This window comes from Zoogloea sp. (assembly GCF_041911615.1).
Classification (GTDB): Bacteria; Pseudomonadota; Gammaproteobacteria; order Burkholderiales; family Rhodocyclaceae; genus Zoogloea.
In genome coordinates, this window is sequence record NZ_JAYROR010000074.1 from 37,770 (window position 1) to 56,352 (window position 18,583).

An 18,583-nucleotide genomic window follows, 5' to 3' on the forward strand; every position below is an offset into this window, starting at 1 on the left:
GAACGCCCGCAAGGGTTAAGGGTTGTCCGATGCCTGCCCCCACGCGCAACGCTTTGGGGCCATGATTCACCCGGCCGGGCAGGCGGCGGACAAGCCTTAACCATAGGAGCCTTTCACGAACACCCGGAAATCAGCAACAAAAATGGCGCGGACCTCCCGGCGCGCGCCATTTTCACTTCAACCGCAGCCGCAATCCGCAGCGCTGGGCTTACTTCACTTCCAGCACCCCCTCATCCCACTTCTCGTGCTTCTCCAGCCCCACGAGGTTCGCCACGGTGGCGGCGATGCTGGAGAGGCCGGCGGTTTCCGTCTGCTTGAGGCCGAGCTTGCCGCCGGTGACCTTGTCGAACAGCGCCAGCGGCACCGGGTTGAGGGTGTGGGCGGTCTTGGCCTTGAAGCTGCCGTCCTTGTTCTGGGCGGGCTGCTTGGTCTTTTTATCGAGTTCGAACATTTCGTCGGCGTTGCCGTGGTCGGCGGTGATCAGCGCGACGCCGCCGGCCGCGGCGATGGCGGGGAGCAGGCGGGCCAAGGCGAGATCGACGGCTTCGACGGCCATGGTGGCGGCGCGGAAGTTGCCGGTGTGGCCAACCATGTCGCCGTTGGCGAAGTTGCAGCGGAGGATCTTGTACTTGCCGGATTGCACGGCGGCGATCATGGCGTCGGCGATCTCGGCGGCCTTCATCCACGGGCGCTGCTCGAAGGGCACGACGTCGCTGGGGACTTCCTGCCAGGTTTCGCCGTCGAACTTGCCGGAGCGGTTGCCGTTCCAGAAGTAGGTGACGTGGCCGAACTTCTGGGTTTCGGAGCAGGCGAACTGGGCGAGGCCCATCTTGCTGAACCATTCGCCGGAGGTGTCGGTGATGGCCGGCGGGGCAACGAGGAAGCGCTTGGGCAGTTGCAGGTCGCCGTCGTATTGGAGCATCCCGGCGAAGGTGACCTGGGGCGCGCGCACGCGGTCGAACTTGTCGAAGTCGGCTTCGACGAAGGCGCGGGTGATCTCGATGGCGCGGTCGCCGCGGAAGTTGTAGAACACGACGGCGTCGCCATCTTCGATGGTACCGATGGGCTTGCCGCCGTCGGCGATGACGAATTCGGGCAGGTCCTGGTCGATGGTGCCGGGGTGCTGCTGGCGCAGGCCGTTGACGGCGGCGGTGGCGTTGGCGAACTGCGGGCCTTCGCCCAGCACGTGGGTCTTCCAGCCCTTCTCGACCATCGGCCAGTTGGCGTCGTAGCGGTCCATGGTGATGTACTGGCGGCCACCGCCGGAGGCGATGCGGGCGTCGAAGCCGTCGGTGCTCAGCTCGGCGAGAAAGGCTTCGAAGGGCACGACGTAATCGAGCGCGCTGGTCTCGGGCACGTCGCGGCCGTCGAGCAGGGCGTGGATGCGCACCGTCTTGACGCCTTCGACCTTGGCCTGTCGGACCATGGCCTTGAGGTGGTCGATGTGGCTGTGCACGTTGCCGTCGGAGAACAGGCCGATGAAGTGGAGCGTGCCGGCCTTGCCGTTGGCGCCGGCCTGGGCGCCCGCCACGATTTCCTTCCAGGCTTCGCCCTGCCAGATGGCGCCGCTGGCGATGGCATTGGCGACGAGGGCGGCGCCCTGGGCGTACACCTGGCCGGCGCCGATGGCGTTGTGGCCGACTTCGGAGTTGCCCATGTCGTCGTCGGACGGCATGCCGACGGCGGTGCCGTGGGCACGGAGGGTGATGTGCGGGCACTCGGCGAACACGGCGTCGAGGGTGGGCTTGCGGGCGGCGGCGATGGCGCTGCCGGCGTCGTTCTTGGGAATGCCGTAGCCGTCCATGACGATGACGACGACGGGGCCGGGAACGCCGGGGAAGGCGGAGAATTTCTGCAGCATGTTCGCTTCCTGAAGAGTGAAGTCGGGGCCGGTGCGGCGGGGGCGATCACCCGGGCGGCATCCGGCAGGCGCGCTATTTTCCTTCAAATCGGCGGTCAGGGCACGGTGCGGCGTGGGCGCGGGTGTCAGAAATTCCGTGGGCGGCCGTCATTGTGCGGACATGGCGGACGGTTCGGCGGCGGGGACGCGGCGCCTAGGCGCGGGGCGGGCAGATCGGGCGGGGACGGAACTGGCGGGTATCGCGGTAGTAGTCCGCCGCTTCGCTGGCGGGGGTGACACCGGGGATGCCGAGGAGCGGCAGCGGATGCAGGCTGGACTTGCCGAAGGGTTCGTCGAGCAGTCGCCGGGCGAGCCAGGCGTCGCAGTCGCGCTGCCGCAGATCGGCCGGCTGCGCGAGCCAGTCCGCGTCGACGACCCGGTACAGCGCCTTGGCGCACAGGCCGAAGAACGGGGCGCGCAGGGAATCCCAGCTGCCGTGGCCGAAGACGAGGAAGCGGGTGGTGTCGACGAGCCGCGCGCGGTGCGTCCACAGGGCGGCTTCCCAGTGGTGACCGGCGAGCAGTGCGAGCAGTTCGGGATCGCTGGCGGCGACGACGATGCCGCATTCGTCGAACTGGGTGAGGGCGTCGCGCAGCGGGCCGCGACCGGGCTCGCCGACGGCGCGACGGCGAGCGATCTCGCGCAGGTGCAGGGCATTGCAGGCGGATTTGGTGCGAGGCCAGACGCACCAGGCGAGCGCGTTGAAGAAGTCGTGCCAGTCGCCCGGTCGGGTGGGGACTTCGCCGGTGGCGTCGATGTGGGCCTCGTAGCCGTCGGCGTGGGGTGGCGGCGGCACGAAGTGGATCGGGCGGCCGGCGCCGCAGACGGCATCGGGGGCGAAGTGGCGAAGCAGCGCGTCGAGCGCCGCCGCGTCGGGGATGGCCGTGGGGAAGCGGGCAAGCAGCCCGGCGATGGGTTCGAACAGGGGTCGGCCGGCGAGCGCGGCGGGCGCGTCCGGCACGACGCTCATTCGGCGGGTTTGATGGGGGTGGCGGGTTTTTCGGCGGGGACGAACTGGAGCCGCTCGGCCTTGCGCATGAACGTGCCGACGAGCTTGCCGGGCGGCTCGGCGGGGGCGTCCTTCCAGACCTGGAAATCGCATTTCTCGGTGCTGGCGAGATACCAGTTCTTGCCTTGCTTGAGGGCCCACAGGTCGGCACCGGCTTCGAAGACTTCCATCTTCAGGGTGCCGGCCACGCCCGACTTGATGCTGTAGCGACGCAGGCAGGTGGGCATCCGCGAGACGACGACGGCCTGTTCGACCTCGTCGTCCCAGAAGAAGCGTTGCTCGCGCACGAGGGTGATGGATTGGTCGCGCCCGTCGATGAGGAACGCGACGCCTTCGTATTCGCAGGCGGCCAGGGCGGCGGGAATGACGGCGAAGGCGAGCAGGCGCTTGAGGATCGGATGCATCGTGGTGGGATCAGACGAGTTTCCAGCCGATGGTCTCGCCACCGCGCAGCGGCACCAGCGGATCGCCGGGCAGGTAGTCGAGGGCGGCGGGCACCGCCCAGCTTTCCTTGGCGAGGGTGATGGTGTCGGCGTTGCGGGGCAGGCGGTAGAAGTCGGGGCCGTTGAAGCTGGCGAAGGCTTCGAGCTTGTCGAGGGCGCCGGCCTGTTCGAAGGCTTCGGCGTAGAGCTCGATGCCGGCGTGGGCGGTGTAGCAGCCGGCGCAGCCGCAGGCGGCTTCCTTGGTGCTCTTGGCGTGGGGCGCGGAGTCGGTGCCGAGGAAGAACTTGGGGCTGCCGGACGTGGCGACCTTCACCAGCGCCTCGCGGTGGGTCTCGCGCTTGAGCACCGGCAGGCAGTAGTGATGCGGGCGGATGCCGCCGGCGAAGATCGCGTTGCGATTGAGCAGCAGGTGGTGCGCGGTGATGGTGGCACCCACGTTGGGGCCGGCCTCGCTCACGAACTGCGCCGCCTCACGCGTGGTGATGTGCTCGAAGACAACGCGCAGCGACGGGAATCGCGCTGCAACCGGCGCCAGCACGCGATCGATAAAGACGCGCTCGCGATCAAAGATATCAACGTCAGCATGGGTTACCTCGCCATGAACGCACAACACGATGTTCCGCTCCCCCATCCGTTCGAGGACCGGGTAGATGCGGGCGATGTCGGTGACACCGGCGTCCGAGTTGGTGGTGGCGCCGGCCGGGTAGAGCTTGGCGGCGATGACGAAGCCGCTTTCGGCGGCTTTGTCGATTTCGTCGGGTTTGACGGTGTCGGTGAGATACAACGTCATCAGCGGATCGAACTTGAGCCCCGCGGGCACCGCGGCCAGGATGCGCCCGCGGTAGGCACGGGCCTGCTCGACGGAGGTGACCGGCGGACGCAGGTTGGGCATGATCAGGGCACGGCCGAAGCGGCGCGCGGTGTCGGGCACAACGGCAGCCAGGGCGGCATCGTCGCGCACGTGCAGGTGCCAGTCATCGGGGCGGGTGAGGGTCAGTGTGGTCATGGCTTTCGATCCGGGCGAATGGCGAATTCGTCATTTTAACAGGGCGTCACAGCGCGCCGGCAAAGGATGCGGCCCGCCCTGCGCAGGGCAACGGCATGGCAGCGTGCGGTTTTACGCAGGGGCGTGCGCCGCGGCGTGCTTCAGAGCGCCATCGCGCGGGGGAGTTCCGCGCGGGGTCGCGCTCAGGCCGACTTGAGCGCCAGCGCCCGCTCGTAGAGTGCGTTCTTCGACGCGCCGGTGATCGCCGCCGCGAGCTTGGCGGCCTGTTTGACGGGCAATTCGGCGAGCAACAGGGCGAGCACCCGCTCGGCGTCGGGCGGCAACCCCTCGCCCGGCGGCGCGGCCGACACCAGCAGCACGAATTCGCCGCGGGCGCGGTTCGGATCGGCCGCCAGCCAGGCCGGCGCATCGGCCAGCGGCATCCGCGCGATCTGCTCGAAGAGCTTGGTGAGCTCCCGTGCGACGACGATCTGGCGCGTCGGCTCGAGCACCGCGGCGAGGTCGTCGAGGGTCTCGGCGATGCGGTGCGGCGCTTCGTAGAACACCAGCGTGCCCGGCACCGGGCGCAGCGCCTCGAGCGCGGCGCGGCGCCCCACTGGCTTGGTCGGCAGGAAACCGTGGAAATGGAAGGCGCCGTCCGCCAGCCCGGAGGCCGACAGCGCCGCGATCGCAGCGCAGGCACCGGGCACCGGCACCACCGGGAAACCCGCTTCCTGCAACCGCGCCACCGCCCGCGCGCCGGGATCGGAAACGGCGGGCGTTCCGGCGTCGGTGATCAGCGCCACGTGCTTGCCCTCCTCGAGCATCCGGATCACCAGCCCCGCGGCGGCCTGCTCGTTGTGCTCGTGCAGCGCGACCAGCCGCGTGGTGATGCCAAAGGCGTCGAGCAGCCGCTGACTGTGGCGGGTGTCCTCGGCGGCGATGGCGTCGGCGGACTTCAGCACCGCCAGCGCGCGCAGGCTCATGTCATGCAGATTACCCAGCGGCGTGGCCACCACATACAATGACGGCGTCTTGGAGAGCGGAGATTCGGGCAGTGTGGGAAGCATGGCGAAATAAGCGGGCACGGCAGGCGTCGCCGGACGCGCAAGAGAAAGCGGACGCCGATTGTGGGCGCGCCGGCGCACCGATGCAAGCCGAACACCTGCGGCGCGGCGCGGCGGCCGAAGCGCTCGCCGCCGCCCATCTTGCCGGGCGTGGCCTCGCGATCCTGGCCCGCAACGTGCGCTGCCGCGGCGGCGAAGTGGACCTGATCGCCGACGACGCCGGCTGCGTGGTCTTCGTCGAGGTACGCCTGCGCAAGAGCGCCCGCTTCGGCGGCGCGGCCGCCAGCATCACCGCGACCAAGCAGCGGCGCGTGATCCTCGCCGCGCAGCACTGGCTGACGGGCGCCGGACGCGCCCACGCGCAGCGCCCCTGCCGCTTCGACGCGGTGCTCCTCGACGGGCTCGACGCAACCCGCATCGAGTGGATTCGCGGTGCCTTCGATGCCTCGTAGGCGCCGTCTCGCCGCAGCCGTGGCCGGCCTCCTGGCGGCGCTCGCGCTGCCTGCGGTGGCCGAGGTGCGCATCCTGGTGCAGCGCTCGCCGCTGGCCGGTTTCCAGTACTACGGCGGCAAGATCCTGTGGGACGAGATGCGCGAAGGCGACCGCCTGACCCTGGTGCGCGAACCGGGCAACCGCCACGATCCCTACGCGGTGCGCGTCGAATGGCGCGGCACCAAGCTCGGCTACCTGCCCCGCACCGACAACCGCGAGGTGGCCGAGGAAATGGACAAGGGCACGCCGATCGGCGGACGCATCGGGCAGCTCGCCCGCGACCCCAACCCCTGGAAACGCCTGCGGGTGGATGTCTATGTCGGTTTGTAAGCGGATTTCTCGCCTCCGGCGACGCCTTCGCCCCGAATGCTAGAATTGCCGCACCGAGCGTGCGCCGCCCGCGCCGCGTCCCCCACGCCTTTTCCGGATTCTTCATGGACCTTGTCGCCCGCATCGCCCAGCAATTCACCGACAGCGCCCAGACCAAGCTGGCCGCCCTCGAATTCATGGCCGACCCCATCGCCCGCGCCATCGAGGCGATGACCCACAGCCTGATGGCCAACGGCAAGATCCTCGCCTGCGGCAATGGCGGATCGGCCGCCGACGCCCAGCACTTTGCCGCCGAGCTGCTCAACCGCTTCGAGATGGAGCGCCCGCCGCTGGCTGCCGTCGCCCTCACCACCGACAGCTCGACCCTCACCTCGATCGCCAACGACTACGACTTCTCGCAGGTCTTCTCGAAGCAGGTGCGCGCCCTCGGCCAGCCCGGCGACGTGCTGCTGGCGATCTCCACCAGCGGCAACTCACCCAACGTCGTCGAGGCGATCCACGCCGCCCACGAGCGCGAGATGCACGTCGTCGCCCTCACCGGCAAGGGCGGCGGGCAGATCGGCGAACTTCTCGGCCCCGACGACATCCACCTGTGCGTGCCCGCCGACCGCACCGCGCGCATCCAGGAAGTCCACCTGCTGACCCTCCACTGCCTGTGCGACGGCATCGACTGCCTCTTTCTCGGAGTAGAAGAATGAATCTGACCCGCAAGCCGCTGCTCACCCTCCTCGCCGCCATCGCCGCCGCGTCGGCCCTGCAGGGCTGCATCCCGGTGATCGTCGGCGGCACCGGCATGGCCGTCGCGATGGCCTCGGACCGCCGCAGCTCCGGCACCTACGTCGAGGACGAAGGCATCGAGTGGAAAGCCAACAAATGGATCGGCGACCGCCTCGGCGACAAGGTCCACGTGAACGCCACCTCCTTCAACCGCAAGCTGCTGCTCACCGGCGAAGCCTTCAACGAAGCCAGCCGCGATGAAGCAGGCCGCCTCGCCGCCGCCGTGGACAACGTGCGCGAAGTGGTCAACGAACTGCGCGTCGCCCCCACCAGCACGATCTCCGCGCGGACCAACGACAGCTATATCAGCTCCAAGGTCAAGGCCCGCTTCGTCGACCAGAAGGATTTCCACATCCCCCACGTGAAGGTCGTGACCGAAGCCGGCACGGTTTTCCTGATGGGCCTGGTCAGCCAGCGCGAAGGCGACGCCGCCACCGAGATCGCCCGCACCACCAGCGGCGTGCAGAAGGTCGTGCGGGTGTTCGAATACATCAGCGAAGACGAAGTGAAACGCCTCGACAGCGCCATCCGCCCCGCCGACTCCAACCCCAGATAAGCCAAGGACCGCACCATGAATCGTCGTGAAGCCCTCTTCGCCACCGGCGCCCTGCTCGCCGCCGCCGGCACCGCCAACGCCGCCGCCGATCACAGCCACCATCACCACGATGGCGCCCACCCGTGGCAGGCCGTCCTCGACACCGCCGGCATCTGCATCGAAAAGGGCGAGGTCTGCCTCACCCACTGCATCATGCTGCTCGGCGACGGCGACAAGGCCATGGCCGCCTGTGCGGCCAGCGTGCGCGAGATGCTCGCCTCCTGTCGCGCGCTGATCACCCTGGCCGGCGCCGAATCGAAGTTCGCCCCGAAGCTCGCCGCCCTGTGCGTCGAGGTCTGCCAGTCCTGCGAAGCCGAGTGCAAGAAGCACGCCGACAAGCACAAGCCCTGCAAGGAATGCATGGAAAGCTGCGCCGAATGCGCCAAGGCCTGCAAGGCCATGGTGGCCTGATCCGGCCCTCGCAGCCCCCACGCCCCCCGCTGCGGCGGGGGGTTTGCTTTAGGGCGTTCCGGCGGACGGGCCGGAACGCTATCATGTCCGACAGGCACCATCCAGCGACAACACCAACAACAAAGCCCGAGTGGAGAACCTGATGCACGACAGCGCCCCGACCGGCCACGCCCCGGCCAGCCCGATCGACGGCCTCCCCCAGCCCATCGACGGACTCGACAGCGCCGCCGGCATCCGCCGGATGGACGGCGACGTGGGGCTGTACATCGAACTGCTGCGCGATTTCGTGACCGACGAGGGCAATGCCGCCGACGTCATCGCCGACGCCCTCGCCCAGGCCGACGCCGACGCCGCCACCCGCCGCGCCCACACCGTCAAGGGCCTCGCCGGCACCTTCGGTGCGGTGCGCCTCTACCCCGCCGCACTAGCGCTCGAGCACGCCCTGCGCGAAGGGCTGCCGCCGACGCAGATCGACGCGCACCTGCAGGTTTTCTCCCGCGCACTGGCCGAACTGGTCGCCGAACTCGCCGCCAAACTGCCCGCCGCGCCAACGCCCGACGTACCCGACGGCCCGCTCGACCCCGCCCGGCTCAGCGCCGCCTGCCGCGAACTACTACCGCTCCTGATCGATTGCGACACCCGCGCCGGCCGCGTCCTGGACGCCCACGCCGGGCTGCTGCGGGCCGCGTTTCCGGACGACTTTCCGCGCCTCGCCGAAGCGGTGCGCAACTTCGATTTCGAGATTGCCGAAGCCCGGCTGCTGGCCGCCTGCGCCGCTCGCGGGCTGCCCGACCCGTCGGCCTGACGCCGCCCGAGGCGGCTCAGAAGCCCGCTTCGATCAGGAAACGCTGACGCTCCTTGGGTTTGTCGATGTGGGCCGCCAGCGCCCGGCACAGGCTCTCCAGCCCATCCGCCGCGCGCAGCTCGCGCCGAAGCAGCACCCGCGCCATCGGACCGATGAAGCGCGCGAACAGCGCCTCGATCCGCGCCACCGCGGCCTCGTCGAGGCCGGCCGGAAACACCAACGGCTCACGCGGGTTCTGGGACAGCGGAGCTTGCGACAAGGGCGCCTGCGACAGCGGGGGCTGCCGACTGTCGGGCGCACGCGCGCCGGCCCGGGCGCTGCCCGTCAGCGGCTGACGGGACGCAGCATCGCCACCTTCGACGCTTGCCAGGAAAGCCGCCCGCGGCGCCGGATCGGGAATCATCTCGGCGAGTTGCCGGTGCAGCGCCTCGCGGCTGGCCGCCCGCGGCACGGTGCGGCGCACCAGCACCTTCGCCATCGGCCCGATGTGCAGGGCGAGGCAACGCTCGGCCGCCTCGATGACCGCCGGGGTCAGGTCGGCGCCACTCATCGGTCGCGGCAGCGACGGGTCGGCCGGTGTCCCCACGGCGGGCTCACCGGTGTAGGCGAAGAGTTCGTGCTCGCGGGCATCGCCGTCGCGCCGCAGCCCCAGATGGCGGAAACACGCGGCCGCGTTGCGCCGCAGATGCTGGATGACCTCGAAATACGCCCGCGACACCAGCACGTTGCCCGGCTCGGCGAGACGCATCACGCGGCAGGCGGTGGAGATGCCGTCGCCGAGGATGCGCGAACGGCCGCCGGCGTCCGGCGCCACCTGCACCGGGCCGAGGTTGATCCCCATCTGCACGCCCAGCCCCTCGCTCGCCGCCGCATCTCCGATGCGGGTGGCCGCACGCAGGGCATCCTCCGGATCGCCCACGTAGCACACCGCGCAGCCTTCGCGCGTGTTGATGGCCAGCCGGGTGGTCGGCGGCACGGTGGCTACCGCGTCGGTGAGCAACCGCGCCAGCCGGGTGCGACCGGCGGCGCGGGCCGCGGCCTCGGCCACCGGCACCGACACGTCGGCAAACAGCACGGCGGCGATGAAGGTGCGCGCCTCCGCCGGCGACAGGCCGAGTGGCAGTGGCGCCTCGACCGGCGGCTCGGCCGCCACCTCGCCGCCGGTGGGCGGCGCCAGGCAGGCGCGGCGGAACGCGGCAACATCCTGGGGCCGGAGTTTTTCGTCGGGGCGCAAGGCCCAGTCGATGGCGTTGAGCAGGCCGATCCCGAACGCGGCCGCGTTGCCCAGACGCGCCGCCGACGGCATGGTGTCCTCGCGCAGGCGGGCCAGGGATTCCATCGGCAGGTGGCCGGTGACCATCCAGTACATCACCCCCGCCAGCGCGTAGAGGTCGGTCCACGGCCCTTGCTTGCCGTGGCGGTGATATTGCTCGGCGGGGGCGAAGCCGGGGCTGACGACGGCGGTGAGGGTGTGGTCGCCCCCGTCGTTCTCGACCCGGCGGGCGGAGCCGAAATCGAGCAGCACCGGCGAGCCGTCGTCGCGGATGTAGATGTTGCCGGGCTTGATGTCGCGGTGCAGGAAACCGGCGCCATGGACCGCCTCGAGCCCGTCGAGCAGCGGTCGCACGATGCGCAGCAGGCTCGCCCGGTCGAGGGGCAGGCGCCCCACCAGCCAGTGCTGCAGCGGCTGACCGGTCTCGTAGGCCATCACCATGTAGGCGGTGTCGTTGGCGCGGAAATAACGCAGCACGCGGACGATGCCGGAATGGTGGAAGCTCGCCAGCGCACGGGATTCGAGCAGGAAGCGCTGCAGCCCCCAGTCGAAGGCGCGCCGGTCGCGGTCGTCGGCGGGGCTGATGCTGTGGTCGGGATTGCGTCGCGCCACGTCGCGAGGCATGTACTCCTTGAGCGCCACCGCGCAGTCGAGGTTGGTGTCGTGGGCGAGGTAGGTCACCCCGAAGCCTCCGCCCCCAAGCACGCGCTCGATGCGGTATTCGTTGAGGAGGTAGCCTTCGGGCAGCCCGCGCGGGTCGGTCATGAAGCGGCGCTCCGGCTCAGCCGTCGATCATCTGCATGGCTTTTTCGAGGCTGCGTCGCATCCGGTTGAAGGAGCTGGCCAGCACCGCCACCTCGTCGCTGCCGGCCTCGGGAAACTCCGGCTGGTCGAAGTCGCCGGTGCTGATCTTGTCGGCGGCGGCCGACATCCGCGACACCGGCCGCACGATCAGCCACGACAGCATCAGGTTGAGCGCGACGAACACCGCCACGAACACCGCTGCCAGCGACAGCATGAAGGTGCGGAAAGCCTGGCCAGCGCTGGCCAGCGGCACCGACATCGGCACCGAGACGATCTGCGCGCCCACCACCTCGTCGAGCTTCCAGCCGAAGCCGTTGGCGCTGCCGTACACCTTGAGCATACCGGCCGGCGCAGCCTCGGGAGTGCTGTGGCAACCGAGACAGGCAGGGGATTCGATGCGGATCGGGTGCGCGATGTACAGCGCCGGGCCGGTGGGCGTATCGCGCTGGCCGCTGATCTCGCGGTTGTCGGCCCGATTGCGGAACACGTTCACGAGGTCGGCCTCCCAGTCCGCCGCCCGGTCGCGCGGGTTGGTCGGGTTCAGGGTGGCTTCCTTGTAATCGTAGTCGGGGTATTTCTTGTGCAGCTCGGCGAGGGTTTCGGTGGCGGCGTAGGCCGGGATGGTCTGGGGCAGGAAGCCGTTGTCCATGCGGTCGATCAGGTGCGGGCGGACCTGCCCGACGGTGTAGCCGCGAATCGCCAGCGCCGCCTCCATGACCAGCCGCCCTTCGCCCAGCACGCGCTCGCGCGCCTGGCGGTAGAGCAGGTCGTGGGAGATGTAGCCGGCCACACCGAAGCCGGCGAGGAACACCGCCAGCAGCACCAGATTGAATTTGAGTCGCAATCCCACGGGAGCCTCCCAGACGAGGGCCCGGCGGGCCACACCAAAAAGAGCCGTATTTTTGCACAGCTCCGGCCCGTTTCGGGCAGTCGTCTCATGCTTTTGGCGTGGCCGTCCGCGGGGCAAGCCTGTCGCCCCCCTCCCGGCGAGGGATCAGTGCGCGGCGACGGCGCCTTTCAATTCGCCGGCGGGATGCCAACCGACCAGCAGCACCATCGCCCCGAAACCGATCACGTAGGCCACCGGCACGAACCAGCCATGGCGCAGCCAGTTGCCCACCGACTTGGCCTCCGGGAACATGTTCGACAGGGCCACGCCGGCCGACGAACCGAACCACAGCATCGAACCGCCAAAGCCGACCGCATAAGCCAGGAAACCCCAGTCGTAGCCGCCTTGCTTGAGCGCCAGCGCGGTGAGCGGAATGTTGTCGAACACCGCCGACACGAAGCCCAGCCCGAAGGCGGTCTGCCACGATGCGGCGGGGAGCTTCTCGACCGGCATCATCGAGGCGCAGCTCACTAGCGAGAGCAGGAAGATCGTGCCCATGAAGGTCTCCGGCAGCACCTCCCAGTCGGGGCGCCGGATGCCGGCGGTGATCAGGATCGCCGCCCATACCGCCACGCCGAGGAAGGGAAAACTGTCGGCGCGGGCCGGGAAATGCACGTTGACGACCACGTTCACGACCACCGCCGCGGCGAGGATCAGCGCCACGATGCCGACCCGCGGCAGATCGACGTGGGTATGCTCGTGGGCGTGCCTGAGGATCGGCGAATGGGCGTGCTGGACCCGCGCCGCCGGAATGCCGAAGAGCACCAGCGCAACCCCGGCGCCGACGAAGGCCTCGACCACCGCGAGCGGACTCACGCCAGCGATCCACATCATCGTGGTGGTGGTGTCGCCCACCACCGAACCGGAACCACCGGCGTTGGACGCGGCGACGATGGCCGCCAGATAACCCACGTGCACCCGCGCCCGGAACAGCGAGTGGGCCATGGCGCCGCCGATCAGCGCGGCGGCGATGTTGTCGAGGAAACTCGAGATCACGAACACCATCACCAGCAGCACGAAGGCGCCCTTCCAGTCGTCCGGGAGGTAGCGCGGCAGCACCACCGGGATGCGCGTCTTCTCGAAATGCCGGGCCAGCAGCGCAAATCCCATCAGCAGCAGGAACAGGTTGGCCAGGGTGACCCACTCGTGGGCGAAATGCGCGGCCATCCCTGCCAGCCCGGGCCCGGCGTGAAAACCCGTGAACACCAGTTTGTAGAGCGAGATCGTCACCAGCCCGACGAGGCCCACCTTCAGGGTGTGATCGTGGAACAGCGCGACACCCAGCAGCGTCAGCGCGAACAGGACGAAATCCAGCGGAATGCCCGCCAGCGCCGGCCCTTCGGCCGCCATGGCCGCGCCCGACAGTCCCAGGCCGGCCAGCCCCATCCCCAGACCGCGGCAGCACCGCAGCACGTTCGACTTCATAACGAATCCCCGCGAAACAAGATATCCCGCGCCCTGCGGCGCCTCAGCCCGAAGTGTAGCCTGCCCGACGGGTTTCACACCCGGCGGGATTCCGTCGCGGCGCGCCCTGCCGGGCTGGCCCGGCCCTTGAGCCACGTCAATTTGCTGCGACGCAGAAGGGGGAAAATTTCGACGCGCACGCCCCGCCGGCGAACCGCCGGGCGACGTGCCGCCTCCTTCCCGCCCACTCTTACTCGAGAGCACACGACAGTGTCCCACGACCATTCCCAGAAGGCCCTGGCTCCGGTGGTGATCGCCGCGATCGGCGTCGTCTTCGGCGACATCGGCACCAGCCCCCTGTACGCCCTGAAGGAAATCTTCAACGGCCACCATCCGATCGAGGTCACCCCCGACAACATCCTCGGCATCCTGTCGATGGTGTTCTGGTCGATCATGGCGCTGGTCACCCTCAAGTACGTGACGGTCATCATGCGCGCCGACAACCGCGGCGAAGGCGGCTCGCTGGCGCTGCTCTCGCTGATCACCGAGAACTCCCGCAACCGCGGTGTCACCTGGGCGATCTCGCTGCTGGGCATCTTCGCGGCGGCGCTGTTCTACGGCGACAGCATGATCACCCCGGCGATCTCGGTGCTGTCGGCGGTCGAGGGGCTGGAGATCGTCTCGCCCGATTTCTCCCGCTACGTGCTCCCCCTCACCATCGGCATCCTCACCGGACTGTTCTTCATCCAACGCCGCGGCACCGGCACGGTGGGGCTGTTCTTCGGCCCGGTGATGGTGGGCTGGTTCGGCATCCTGGGGCTGCTGGGCGTGCTCGAGATCGCCCGCCACCCCGACGTCCTGGCTGCGCTCAACCCGGCCTACGCGGCCCGGTTCATCGTCAATCACCCGTCGCTGGCCTTCCTCGCGCTGGGCTCGGTGGTGCTCGCGGTCACCGGTGGCGAGGCGCTGTACACCGACATGGGGCACTTCGGGCGCTACCCGATCCGACTGGCCTGGTTCGGCTTCGTGATGCCGGCGCTGGTGCTCAACTATTTCGGCCAGGGCGCGCTGCTGCTCAACGAACCGGCCGCCATCGAGAGCCCGTTCTTCCACCTCGGGCCCCACTGGGCGCTGGTGCCGCTGGTGGTGCTCGCCACCCTGGCCACCGTGATCGCCTCCCAGGCGGTGATCTCGGGCGCCTTCTCGGTGGCCCGTCAGGCGGTGCAGATGGGTTTTTTGCCGCGCATGTTGATCATCCACACCTCCGGCAAGGAGGAAGGCCAGATCTACGTCCCCTTCACCAACTGGACGCTCTACCTGGCGGTGGTCGCGCTGGTGGTGGGCTTCGGCAATTCGTCCAACCTGGCGGCGGCCTACGGCATCGCCGTCACCGGCACGATGCTGATCGACACCATCCTGGTGGCCTTCGTGATGGTGCTGCTGTGGCGCTGGCATCCGCTGCTGGTGGCGCTGGTGGCGGGCGGCTTCCTGGTGGTGGACGTCGCCTTCTTCGCGGCCAACGCGATCAAGATTCCTCAGGGCGGCTGGTTCCCGATCGTGATGGCGCTGGTCTCCTTCACGGTGCTCACCACCTGGCGCAGCGGCCGCCGCCTGGTGCGCTACGAGTTGGCCAAGCAGGGCATGCCGATGCCGACCTTCCTCAAGATGCTCGGCGACGACGTGCACCGCGTGAACGGCACCGCGGTCTTCATGACCGGCTCGAAGGAAGGCGTGCCCGCCGCGCTGCTGCACAACCTCAAGCACAACCAGGTGCTGCACGAGCGGGTCGCCCTCGTCACCGTCGAGACTACCGACACGCCCCACGTCAACGACTTCGACCGCCTCTACCTGCACCGCATGGACAAGGGCTTCCTGCGCATCGTGATCCGCTACGGCTTCATGGAAGACCCCGACGTCCCGCAGGCGCTGGAGCACTGCCGACGTCTCGGCGAGCCCTTCGAGATCATGGAGACGACCTTCTACGTCTCTCGCGAGACCGTCATCCCCGGCGTGCTGGGCCGCCAGATCCACCCGTGGCGGGCGCGACTGTTCGCCTTCATGTCGAAGAACGCCACCAGCGCGACAGACTTCTTCAAGATCCCCAACAACCGCGTCGTCGAGCTGGGCACCCAGCTGGTGATCTGACTCGCCGTCGGCGGGCGGCGCCGTCAGCCGTCCGCCGCGACGATCTGCGCGAGCCGCGCGATGGCCGCCTCGATCTGCGCCGTAAACGGTGCGCCACAGCTGATCCGCAGGAAATGGTCGAAGCGGCCGGTGTTGGAGAACATCAACCCCGGCGCCACCCGGATGCCCGCCGCCAGGGCCGCGTCGAACACCGCTGCCGACGAGCGCCCGCCGGGCATCTCGACCCACAGCGTCATGCCGCCGGTGGGCACGTTGAGGCGCGTGCCGGCCGGAAAATAAGCCGCGATCGCCTCGGCGGTGAGCATACGCTGGGTCTTCAGCTGGCGGCGCAGGCGCACCAGGTGACGATCGTAGGCGTGGCTGCCCATGAACTCCGCGATGGCGATCTGCGCCAGCGCGTCGTTGGGGCGACTCTGGGCGTATTTGAGCATCCGGATCCGCGCCTGCCAGCGCCCGCCCAGCATCCACCCCACCCGCATTCCCGGCGCCAGCGCTTTGTGCAGCGAGCCGCAGTGGATCACGTTGCCGCTGCGGTCCCACGACTTGGCCGTCCGCAGCGGCTGACCGTCATCGCCGAGGGCGCCGTAGATGTCGTCCTCGATCAGCGCGACCCGGTGCGCCTCGCACAAGGCCACCAGGCGCAGCTTCTCCTCGTCCGGCATCACGCTGCCGAGGGGGTTCTGGAAGTTCGGCACCACCACCACGGCCTTCAGGCCCGGATGGGTCGAGAACGCCAGCGCCAGCGCATCCACCGACAGTCCGCGACTCGGGCTGGTGGGAATTTCCAGGGTGCGCATCCCGAGGCTCTCAATCACCTGCAGCAAGCCGAAATACGTCGGCGACTCCACGGCGATCAGGTCGCCGGGCTGGGCCACTGCGCGCAGGGCGAGGTTGATCGCCTCGGTGCAGCCGTGGGTGACGAGGATCTCATCGGGCGTCGGACTCATCCCGGCCGCCATGGCGCGCCGCGCCAGCACCGCCCGGAAGCCCGCGTCGCCCTGGGGCGGAACGGGGCTCACCAGCACCTCCGGGCGCCGCCTCAGGGCGCGCAGGGCCGCGTTCTTGAGCGCCTCGCGGGGGTAGGCCTCGGGCGCGCCGAAGGCCTGCGCGAGATTGGTCACCACCGGAAAGCGCTCGCTACGCGCCACAAAATCCGACACCCGGTCGTGAATGCCCGAATAAGGCGCCGGATCGGCCACCGCGGCGCTACCCGGTTCCGGCTCGCGCACCGGCTGCAAGGTGCTGCGCCGCGGCGCCTGCACGAAAAAACCGGAGCGTGGCCGCGCCTCGAGCACGCCCGCGTCCTCCAGGCTGCGGCAGGCCTGCAGCGCGGTGGACAGGCTCACCCGGTGCAGGCGCATCAGCGTGCGCAGCGACGGCATCCGCGCGCCGGGCACCAGCACGCCGGTGTCGATGGCGCGCCGGTAATGGGCGGCGACGCGGAGATAAAGCGGGTCATCCATGGCCACGGTTTCCATCGCGCCATGATCCCCGACAGCGGGCGGTCGGCCCAAGGTACAGATCGGCGCAAAGCGCACCATAACAGATGCCGGAATTCACCACTGAACCGATACAGAAAGCCTGCCGCTGTGTCTTTCGGGCGGCCCGGACGGGACTTACGCTGATCCTGTCGCCACCACTGGATCACCGATCATGGAACAGCCTCCGCGAGCACACCGCATCGCGCTCACCGCCGGCCAGACCTGCCGGATGCACCTGCACGCCGGCCGCGTGCTGGTCGTCCTGGATGGCGCCGTCTGGCTCGACGGCCCGCCGCAGCTGCTTGCAGGGCTGCCATACCGCCCTCGCCAGCGGCTCGCGTCCGGCGCCACCCACCGGCTCGATTGCGCGGGCTGGCTGCAACTGGAAGTCGACGGCCCTGAGGCGCTGGTCGTGGTGACGAGCGCCGACGGATGGCGAGCGCGCCTGCCCGATCGGCTGCGCGCACTGACCGACCGCCTGCGCCGGACCTGCGCCCGACGCGAAACGGAAACGTGAGGAAAAAAGGAAAACGGGTATGCCCGGGTGGCTCAACAGGCGGGCTTGCGCACCCCGTAGCCGGCGGCCAGATCCCATTCGGCGAGGATTTCGGCGGCCTGGCAGGCCAGATCGGCGTCGGCGAAGCCTTCCTGCGAAGGCACGCGAACGAAGGTGCGCACCGGGCTGCGGTCTTTCTTCTGGAGGATGTCGTACCAGCCGTCCCAGCGATTCTGGCCCCGCCGCATCACGGCGTACGCCTTGCAAACGAATTCCTTGCCGCCCTGACCGGTCATGATGCGCTCCTCCTAGAACTTCAACTGTCGCGCCACTGCAGGCGCTTCCGACGACCGAATTCTAGAGATGCCACCGAACAACAACGTAAAAGAACATTGCAGCGCACAAGCGGGAAGCACATTGAAACAAAGCCGCCACGTGCCACGGGCCCGAAACCCATTTCGGGCGCGCGGTCATTCGTCGAAACGGCGCAGCACCAGCCTGAAGTACACCGGGTCGGGCAACCAGCGCAGCACCTTGAGGACACAGCTGAAGCGCAGCGGAAAGTGGATCTCGAAGCCCCCGCCGGCAAAGCCCCGAACGATCCGCCGGGCCGCCTCGGCGGCCGACAGCAGGGTCGGCAGCTCGCAATCCGGACGGGCCGACAGCGACGTGGCCACCAGCCCCGGATTGATGATGAACACCGACACCCCATGAGGCGCCAGATCGAGATACAGGGTTTCGGCAAAATTGATCAGCGCCGCCTTGCTCGGCCCATAGGCCAGCGCCCGCGGCAGGCCCCGGTAGCCCGCCAGCCCACCGACGATGGCGATGGCGCCCTCGCGCTGCCGCAGCATCTGCGGCACGACCGCCGCGACCGCGTCCATCACCCCGAGCAGGTTGGTGTGCACGGTTTGGCGCGCCGTGTCGGCGGTCAGATCCCAGGCGCGCAGTGGCGCGTAAGTGCCGGCGTTGAGCACCAGCAGGTCGAGTCCGCCCCAGGCGTCGAGAATCTGCATCATCGCCGGTGTGAAGGCGCTGGCCTCGGTCACGTCGAGGGGCAGCACCAGCGCCTCGCGCAGCCCGGCCGCCACCTCGCGCAGACGCGGTGCCCGGCGCGCCGACAGGGCCAGCCGCGCGCCGCGCCCGTCGAGCTCCGCGGCCAGGGCCGCGCCGATACCGCTGGACGCGCCGACGATCCACACCCGCCGGCCCCGCCAGTCGGTAATCGGCGTATTCGGGCTGCGAAACCAGGCCATCGCACCTCCCGCCCACGAAAC

At 69.2% G+C, this 18,583-nt stretch carries 19 protein-coding genes; 8 read left to right on the forward strand and 11 right to left on the reverse strand.

The window, feature by feature from the left end; translation table 11 throughout:
• Window positions 1-208 precede the first annotated feature (208 nt).
• The 5 genes from gpmI to rsmI all read right to left on the reverse strand — a co-directional run bounded on the left by gpmI (window position 209) and on the right by rsmI (window position 5,407).
• The gene (gene gpmI / locus ACE3P2_RS08560) at window positions 209-1,861 is read right to left on the reverse strand and encodes a 2,3-bisphosphoglycerate-independent phosphoglycerate mutase (protein WP_374263424.1); all 1,653 of its coding nucleotides are present in this window, start codon (window positions 1,859-1,861) and stop codon (window positions 209-211) included.
• Between the two features lie 193 nt (window positions 1,862-2,054).
• On the reverse strand, window positions 2,055-2,870 hold the full coding sequence (locus tag ACE3P2_RS08565; RefSeq protein ID WP_374263427.1) for a DUF3025 domain-containing protein: 816 nt from the start codon (window positions 2,868-2,870) through the stop codon (window positions 2,055-2,057).
• Window positions 2,867-3,313 carry a hypothetical protein gene (locus tag ACE3P2_RS08570; protein WP_374263430.1) on the reverse strand — a complete coding sequence of 149 codons (447 nt, stop codon included), beginning with the start codon at window positions 3,311-3,313 and terminating at the stop codon, window positions 2,867-2,869. The genes ACE3P2_RS08565 and ACE3P2_RS08570 overlap by 4 nt, the downstream gene beginning before the upstream one ends.
• Window positions 3,314-3,323: 10 nt before the next feature.
• A complete protein-coding gene (gene pyrC, locus ACE3P2_RS08575) occupies window positions 3,324-4,358 on the reverse strand; it encodes a dihydroorotase (protein ID WP_374263433.1) in 1,035 nt (344 codons plus the stop codon).
• A gap of 182 nt (window positions 4,359-4,540) precedes the next feature.
• Complete coding sequence (rsmI, locus tag ACE3P2_RS08580; RefSeq protein WP_374263436.1) at window positions 4,541-5,407, reverse strand: 16S rRNA (cytidine(1402)-2'-O)-methyltransferase; 867 nt, start codon at window positions 5,405-5,407, stop codon at window positions 4,541-4,543.
• 80 nt (window positions 5,408-5,487) lie between these two features.
• Between rsmI and ACE3P2_RS08585 the strand changes: the two genes are divergently transcribed.
• The 6 genes from ACE3P2_RS08585 to ACE3P2_RS08610 all read left to right on the forward strand — a co-directional run bounded on the left by ACE3P2_RS08585 (window position 5,488) and on the right by ACE3P2_RS08610 (window position 8,814).
• Entirely contained in the window at window positions 5,488-5,856 is a 369-nt protein-coding gene (locus ACE3P2_RS08585) for a YraN family protein (protein WP_374263439.1), read from the forward strand.
• Window positions 5,846-6,226 carry an HIRAN domain-containing protein gene (locus tag ACE3P2_RS08590; protein WP_374263442.1) on the forward strand — a complete coding sequence of 127 codons (381 nt, stop codon included), beginning with the start codon at window positions 5,846-5,848 and terminating at the stop codon, window positions 6,224-6,226. Before ACE3P2_RS08585 ends, ACE3P2_RS08590 begins: the two co-directional genes overlap by 11 nt.
• 104 nt (window positions 6,227-6,330) lie before the next feature.
• Entirely contained in the window at window positions 6,331-6,924 is a 594-nt protein-coding gene (locus ACE3P2_RS08595; RefSeq protein ID WP_374263445.1) for a phosphoheptose isomerase, read from the forward strand.
• On the forward strand, window positions 6,921-7,559 hold the full coding sequence (locus ACE3P2_RS08600) for a BON domain-containing protein (RefSeq protein ID WP_374263448.1): 639 nt from the start codon (window positions 6,921-6,923) through the stop codon (window positions 7,557-7,559). Before ACE3P2_RS08595 ends, ACE3P2_RS08600 begins: the two co-directional genes overlap by 4 nt.
• A 15-nt stretch (window positions 7,560-7,574) precedes the next feature.
• Window positions 7,575-8,009: a four-helix bundle copper-binding protein gene (locus ACE3P2_RS08605; RefSeq protein WP_374263451.1), complete on the forward strand. Its 435-nt coding sequence runs from the start codon at window positions 7,575-7,577 to the stop codon at window positions 8,007-8,009.
• A gap of 142 nt (window positions 8,010-8,151) precedes the next feature.
• Window positions 8,152-8,814 carry an Hpt domain-containing protein gene (locus ACE3P2_RS08610; protein WP_374263454.1) on the forward strand — a complete coding sequence of 221 codons (663 nt, stop codon included), beginning with the start codon at window positions 8,152-8,154 and terminating at the stop codon, window positions 8,812-8,814.
• 16 nt (window positions 8,815-8,830) lie between these two features.
• Here the strand turns inward: ACE3P2_RS08610 and ACE3P2_RS08615 are convergent, their stop codons facing one another.
• From ACE3P2_RS08615 to ACE3P2_RS08625, 3 genes are all read right to left on the reverse strand, one after another.
• The gene (locus ACE3P2_RS08615; RefSeq protein WP_374263457.1) at window positions 8,831-10,852 is read right to left on the reverse strand and encodes a protein kinase; all 2,022 of its coding nucleotides are present in this window, start codon (window positions 10,850-10,852) and stop codon (window positions 8,831-8,833) included.
• A gap of 16 nt (window positions 10,853-10,868) precedes the next feature.
• Window positions 10,869-11,741 (reverse strand): DUF3365 domain-containing protein, encoded by an 873-nt coding sequence (locus ACE3P2_RS08620; protein ID WP_374263459.1) that lies wholly within the window; start codon window positions 11,739-11,741, stop codon window positions 10,869-10,871.
• 144 nt (window positions 11,742-11,885) lie between these two features.
• The gene (locus ACE3P2_RS08625; protein ID WP_374263461.1) at window positions 11,886-13,205 is read right to left on the reverse strand and encodes a citrate transporter; all 1,320 of its coding nucleotides are present in this window, start codon (window positions 13,203-13,205) and stop codon (window positions 11,886-11,888) included.
• A gap of 249 nt (window positions 13,206-13,454) precedes the next feature.
• Between ACE3P2_RS08625 and ACE3P2_RS08630 the strand changes: the two genes are divergently transcribed.
• On the forward strand, window positions 13,455-15,329 hold the full coding sequence (locus tag ACE3P2_RS08630; RefSeq protein ID WP_374263463.1) for a potassium transporter Kup: 1,875 nt from the start codon (window positions 13,455-13,457) through the stop codon (window positions 15,327-15,329).
• Between the two features lie 23 nt (window positions 15,330-15,352).
• Here ACE3P2_RS08630 and ACE3P2_RS08635 read toward each other — a convergent pair whose 3' ends face one another.
• Entirely contained in the window at window positions 15,353-16,792 is a 1,440-nt protein-coding gene (locus ACE3P2_RS08635; RefSeq protein ID WP_374263465.1) for a PLP-dependent aminotransferase family protein, read from the reverse strand.
• Window positions 16,793-16,982: 190 nt separating this feature from the next.
• Between ACE3P2_RS08635 and ACE3P2_RS08640 the strand changes: the two genes are divergently transcribed.
• A complete protein-coding gene (locus ACE3P2_RS08640) occupies window positions 16,983-17,327 on the forward strand; it encodes a hypothetical protein (protein WP_374263467.1) in 345 nt (114 codons plus the stop codon).
• A gap of 32 nt (window positions 17,328-17,359) precedes the next feature.
• On the opposite strand, the gene ACE3P2_RS08645 is transcribed toward ACE3P2_RS08640, so the two are convergent.
• Both ACE3P2_RS08645 and ACE3P2_RS08650 read right to left on the reverse strand, forming a co-directional pair.
• Window positions 17,360-17,602 (reverse strand): hypothetical protein, encoded by a 243-nt coding sequence (locus tag ACE3P2_RS08645; RefSeq protein ID WP_374263469.1) that lies wholly within the window; start codon window positions 17,600-17,602, stop codon window positions 17,360-17,362.
• Window positions 17,603-17,776: 174 nt separating this feature from the next.
• Window positions 17,777-18,562, reverse strand: a complete 786-nt coding sequence (locus tag ACE3P2_RS08650) for an SDR family NAD(P)-dependent oxidoreductase (RefSeq protein ID WP_374263471.1) — start codon at window positions 18,560-18,562, stop codon at window positions 17,777-17,779.
• Between the last annotated feature and the right edge of the window lie 21 nt (window positions 18,563-18,583).

What these genes read in the sequence shown, in the direction of transcription:
- ACE3P2_RS08610 (WP_374263454.1), top strand. Translation starts at nt 8,152, where the DNA reads ATGCACGACAGCGCCCCGACCGGCCACGCCCCGGCCAGCCCGATCGAC.
- ACE3P2_RS08600 (WP_374263448.1), top strand. Translation starts at nt 6,921, where the DNA reads ATGAATCTGACCCGCAAGCCGCTGCTCACCCTCCTCGCCGCCATCGCC.
- ACE3P2_RS08645 (WP_374263469.1), bottom strand. Translation starts at nt 17,602, where the DNA reads ATGACCGGTCAGGGCGGCAAGGAATTCGTTTGCAAGGCGTACGCCGTG.
- ACE3P2_RS08650 (WP_374263471.1), bottom strand. Translation starts at nt 18,562, where the DNA reads ATGGCCTGGTTTCGCAGCCCGAATACGCCGATTACCGACTGGCGGGGC.
- ACE3P2_RS08615 (WP_374263457.1), bottom strand. Translation starts at nt 10,852, where the DNA reads ATGACCGACCCGCGCGGGCTGCCCGAAGGCTACCTCCTCAACGAATAC.
- ACE3P2_RS08565 (WP_374263427.1), bottom strand. Translation starts at nt 2,870, where the DNA reads ATGAGCGTCGTGCCGGACGCGCCCGCCGCGCTCGCCGGCCGACCCCTG.
- rsmI (WP_374263436.1), bottom strand. Translation starts at nt 5,407, where the DNA reads ATGCTTCCCACACTGCCCGAATCTCCGCTCTCCAAGACGCCGTCATTG.
- ACE3P2_RS08640 (WP_374263467.1), top strand. Translation starts at nt 16,983, where the DNA reads ATGGAACAGCCTCCGCGAGCACACCGCATCGCGCTCACCGCCGGCCAG.
- ACE3P2_RS08570 (WP_374263430.1), bottom strand. Translation starts at nt 3,313, where the DNA reads ATGCATCCGATCCTCAAGCGCCTGCTCGCCTTCGCCGTCATTCCCGCC.
- ACE3P2_RS08590 (WP_374263442.1), top strand. Translation starts at nt 5,846, where the DNA reads ATGCCTCGTAGGCGCCGTCTCGCCGCAGCCGTGGCCGGCCTCCTGGCG.
- pyrC (WP_374263433.1), bottom strand. Translation starts at nt 4,358, where the DNA reads ATGACCACACTGACCCTCACCCGCCCCGATGACTGGCACCTGCACGTG.
- ACE3P2_RS08605 (WP_374263451.1), top strand. Translation starts at nt 7,575, where the DNA reads ATGAATCGTCGTGAAGCCCTCTTCGCCACCGGCGCCCTGCTCGCCGCC.
- ACE3P2_RS08635 (WP_374263465.1), bottom strand. Translation starts at nt 16,792, where the DNA reads ATGGATGACCCGCTTTATCTCCGCGTCGCCGCCCATTACCGGCGCGCC.
- gpmI (WP_374263424.1), bottom strand. Translation starts at nt 1,861, where the DNA reads ATGCTGCAGAAATTCTCCGCCTTCCCCGGCGTTCCCGGCCCCGTCGTC.
- ACE3P2_RS08585 (WP_374263439.1), top strand. Translation starts at nt 5,488, where the DNA reads ATGCAAGCCGAACACCTGCGGCGCGGCGCGGCGGCCGAAGCGCTCGCC.
- ACE3P2_RS08625 (WP_374263461.1), bottom strand. Translation starts at nt 13,205, where the DNA reads ATGAAGTCGAACGTGCTGCGGTGCTGCCGCGGTCTGGGGATGGGGCTG.
- ACE3P2_RS08595 (WP_374263445.1), top strand. Translation starts at nt 6,331, where the DNA reads ATGGACCTTGTCGCCCGCATCGCCCAGCAATTCACCGACAGCGCCCAG.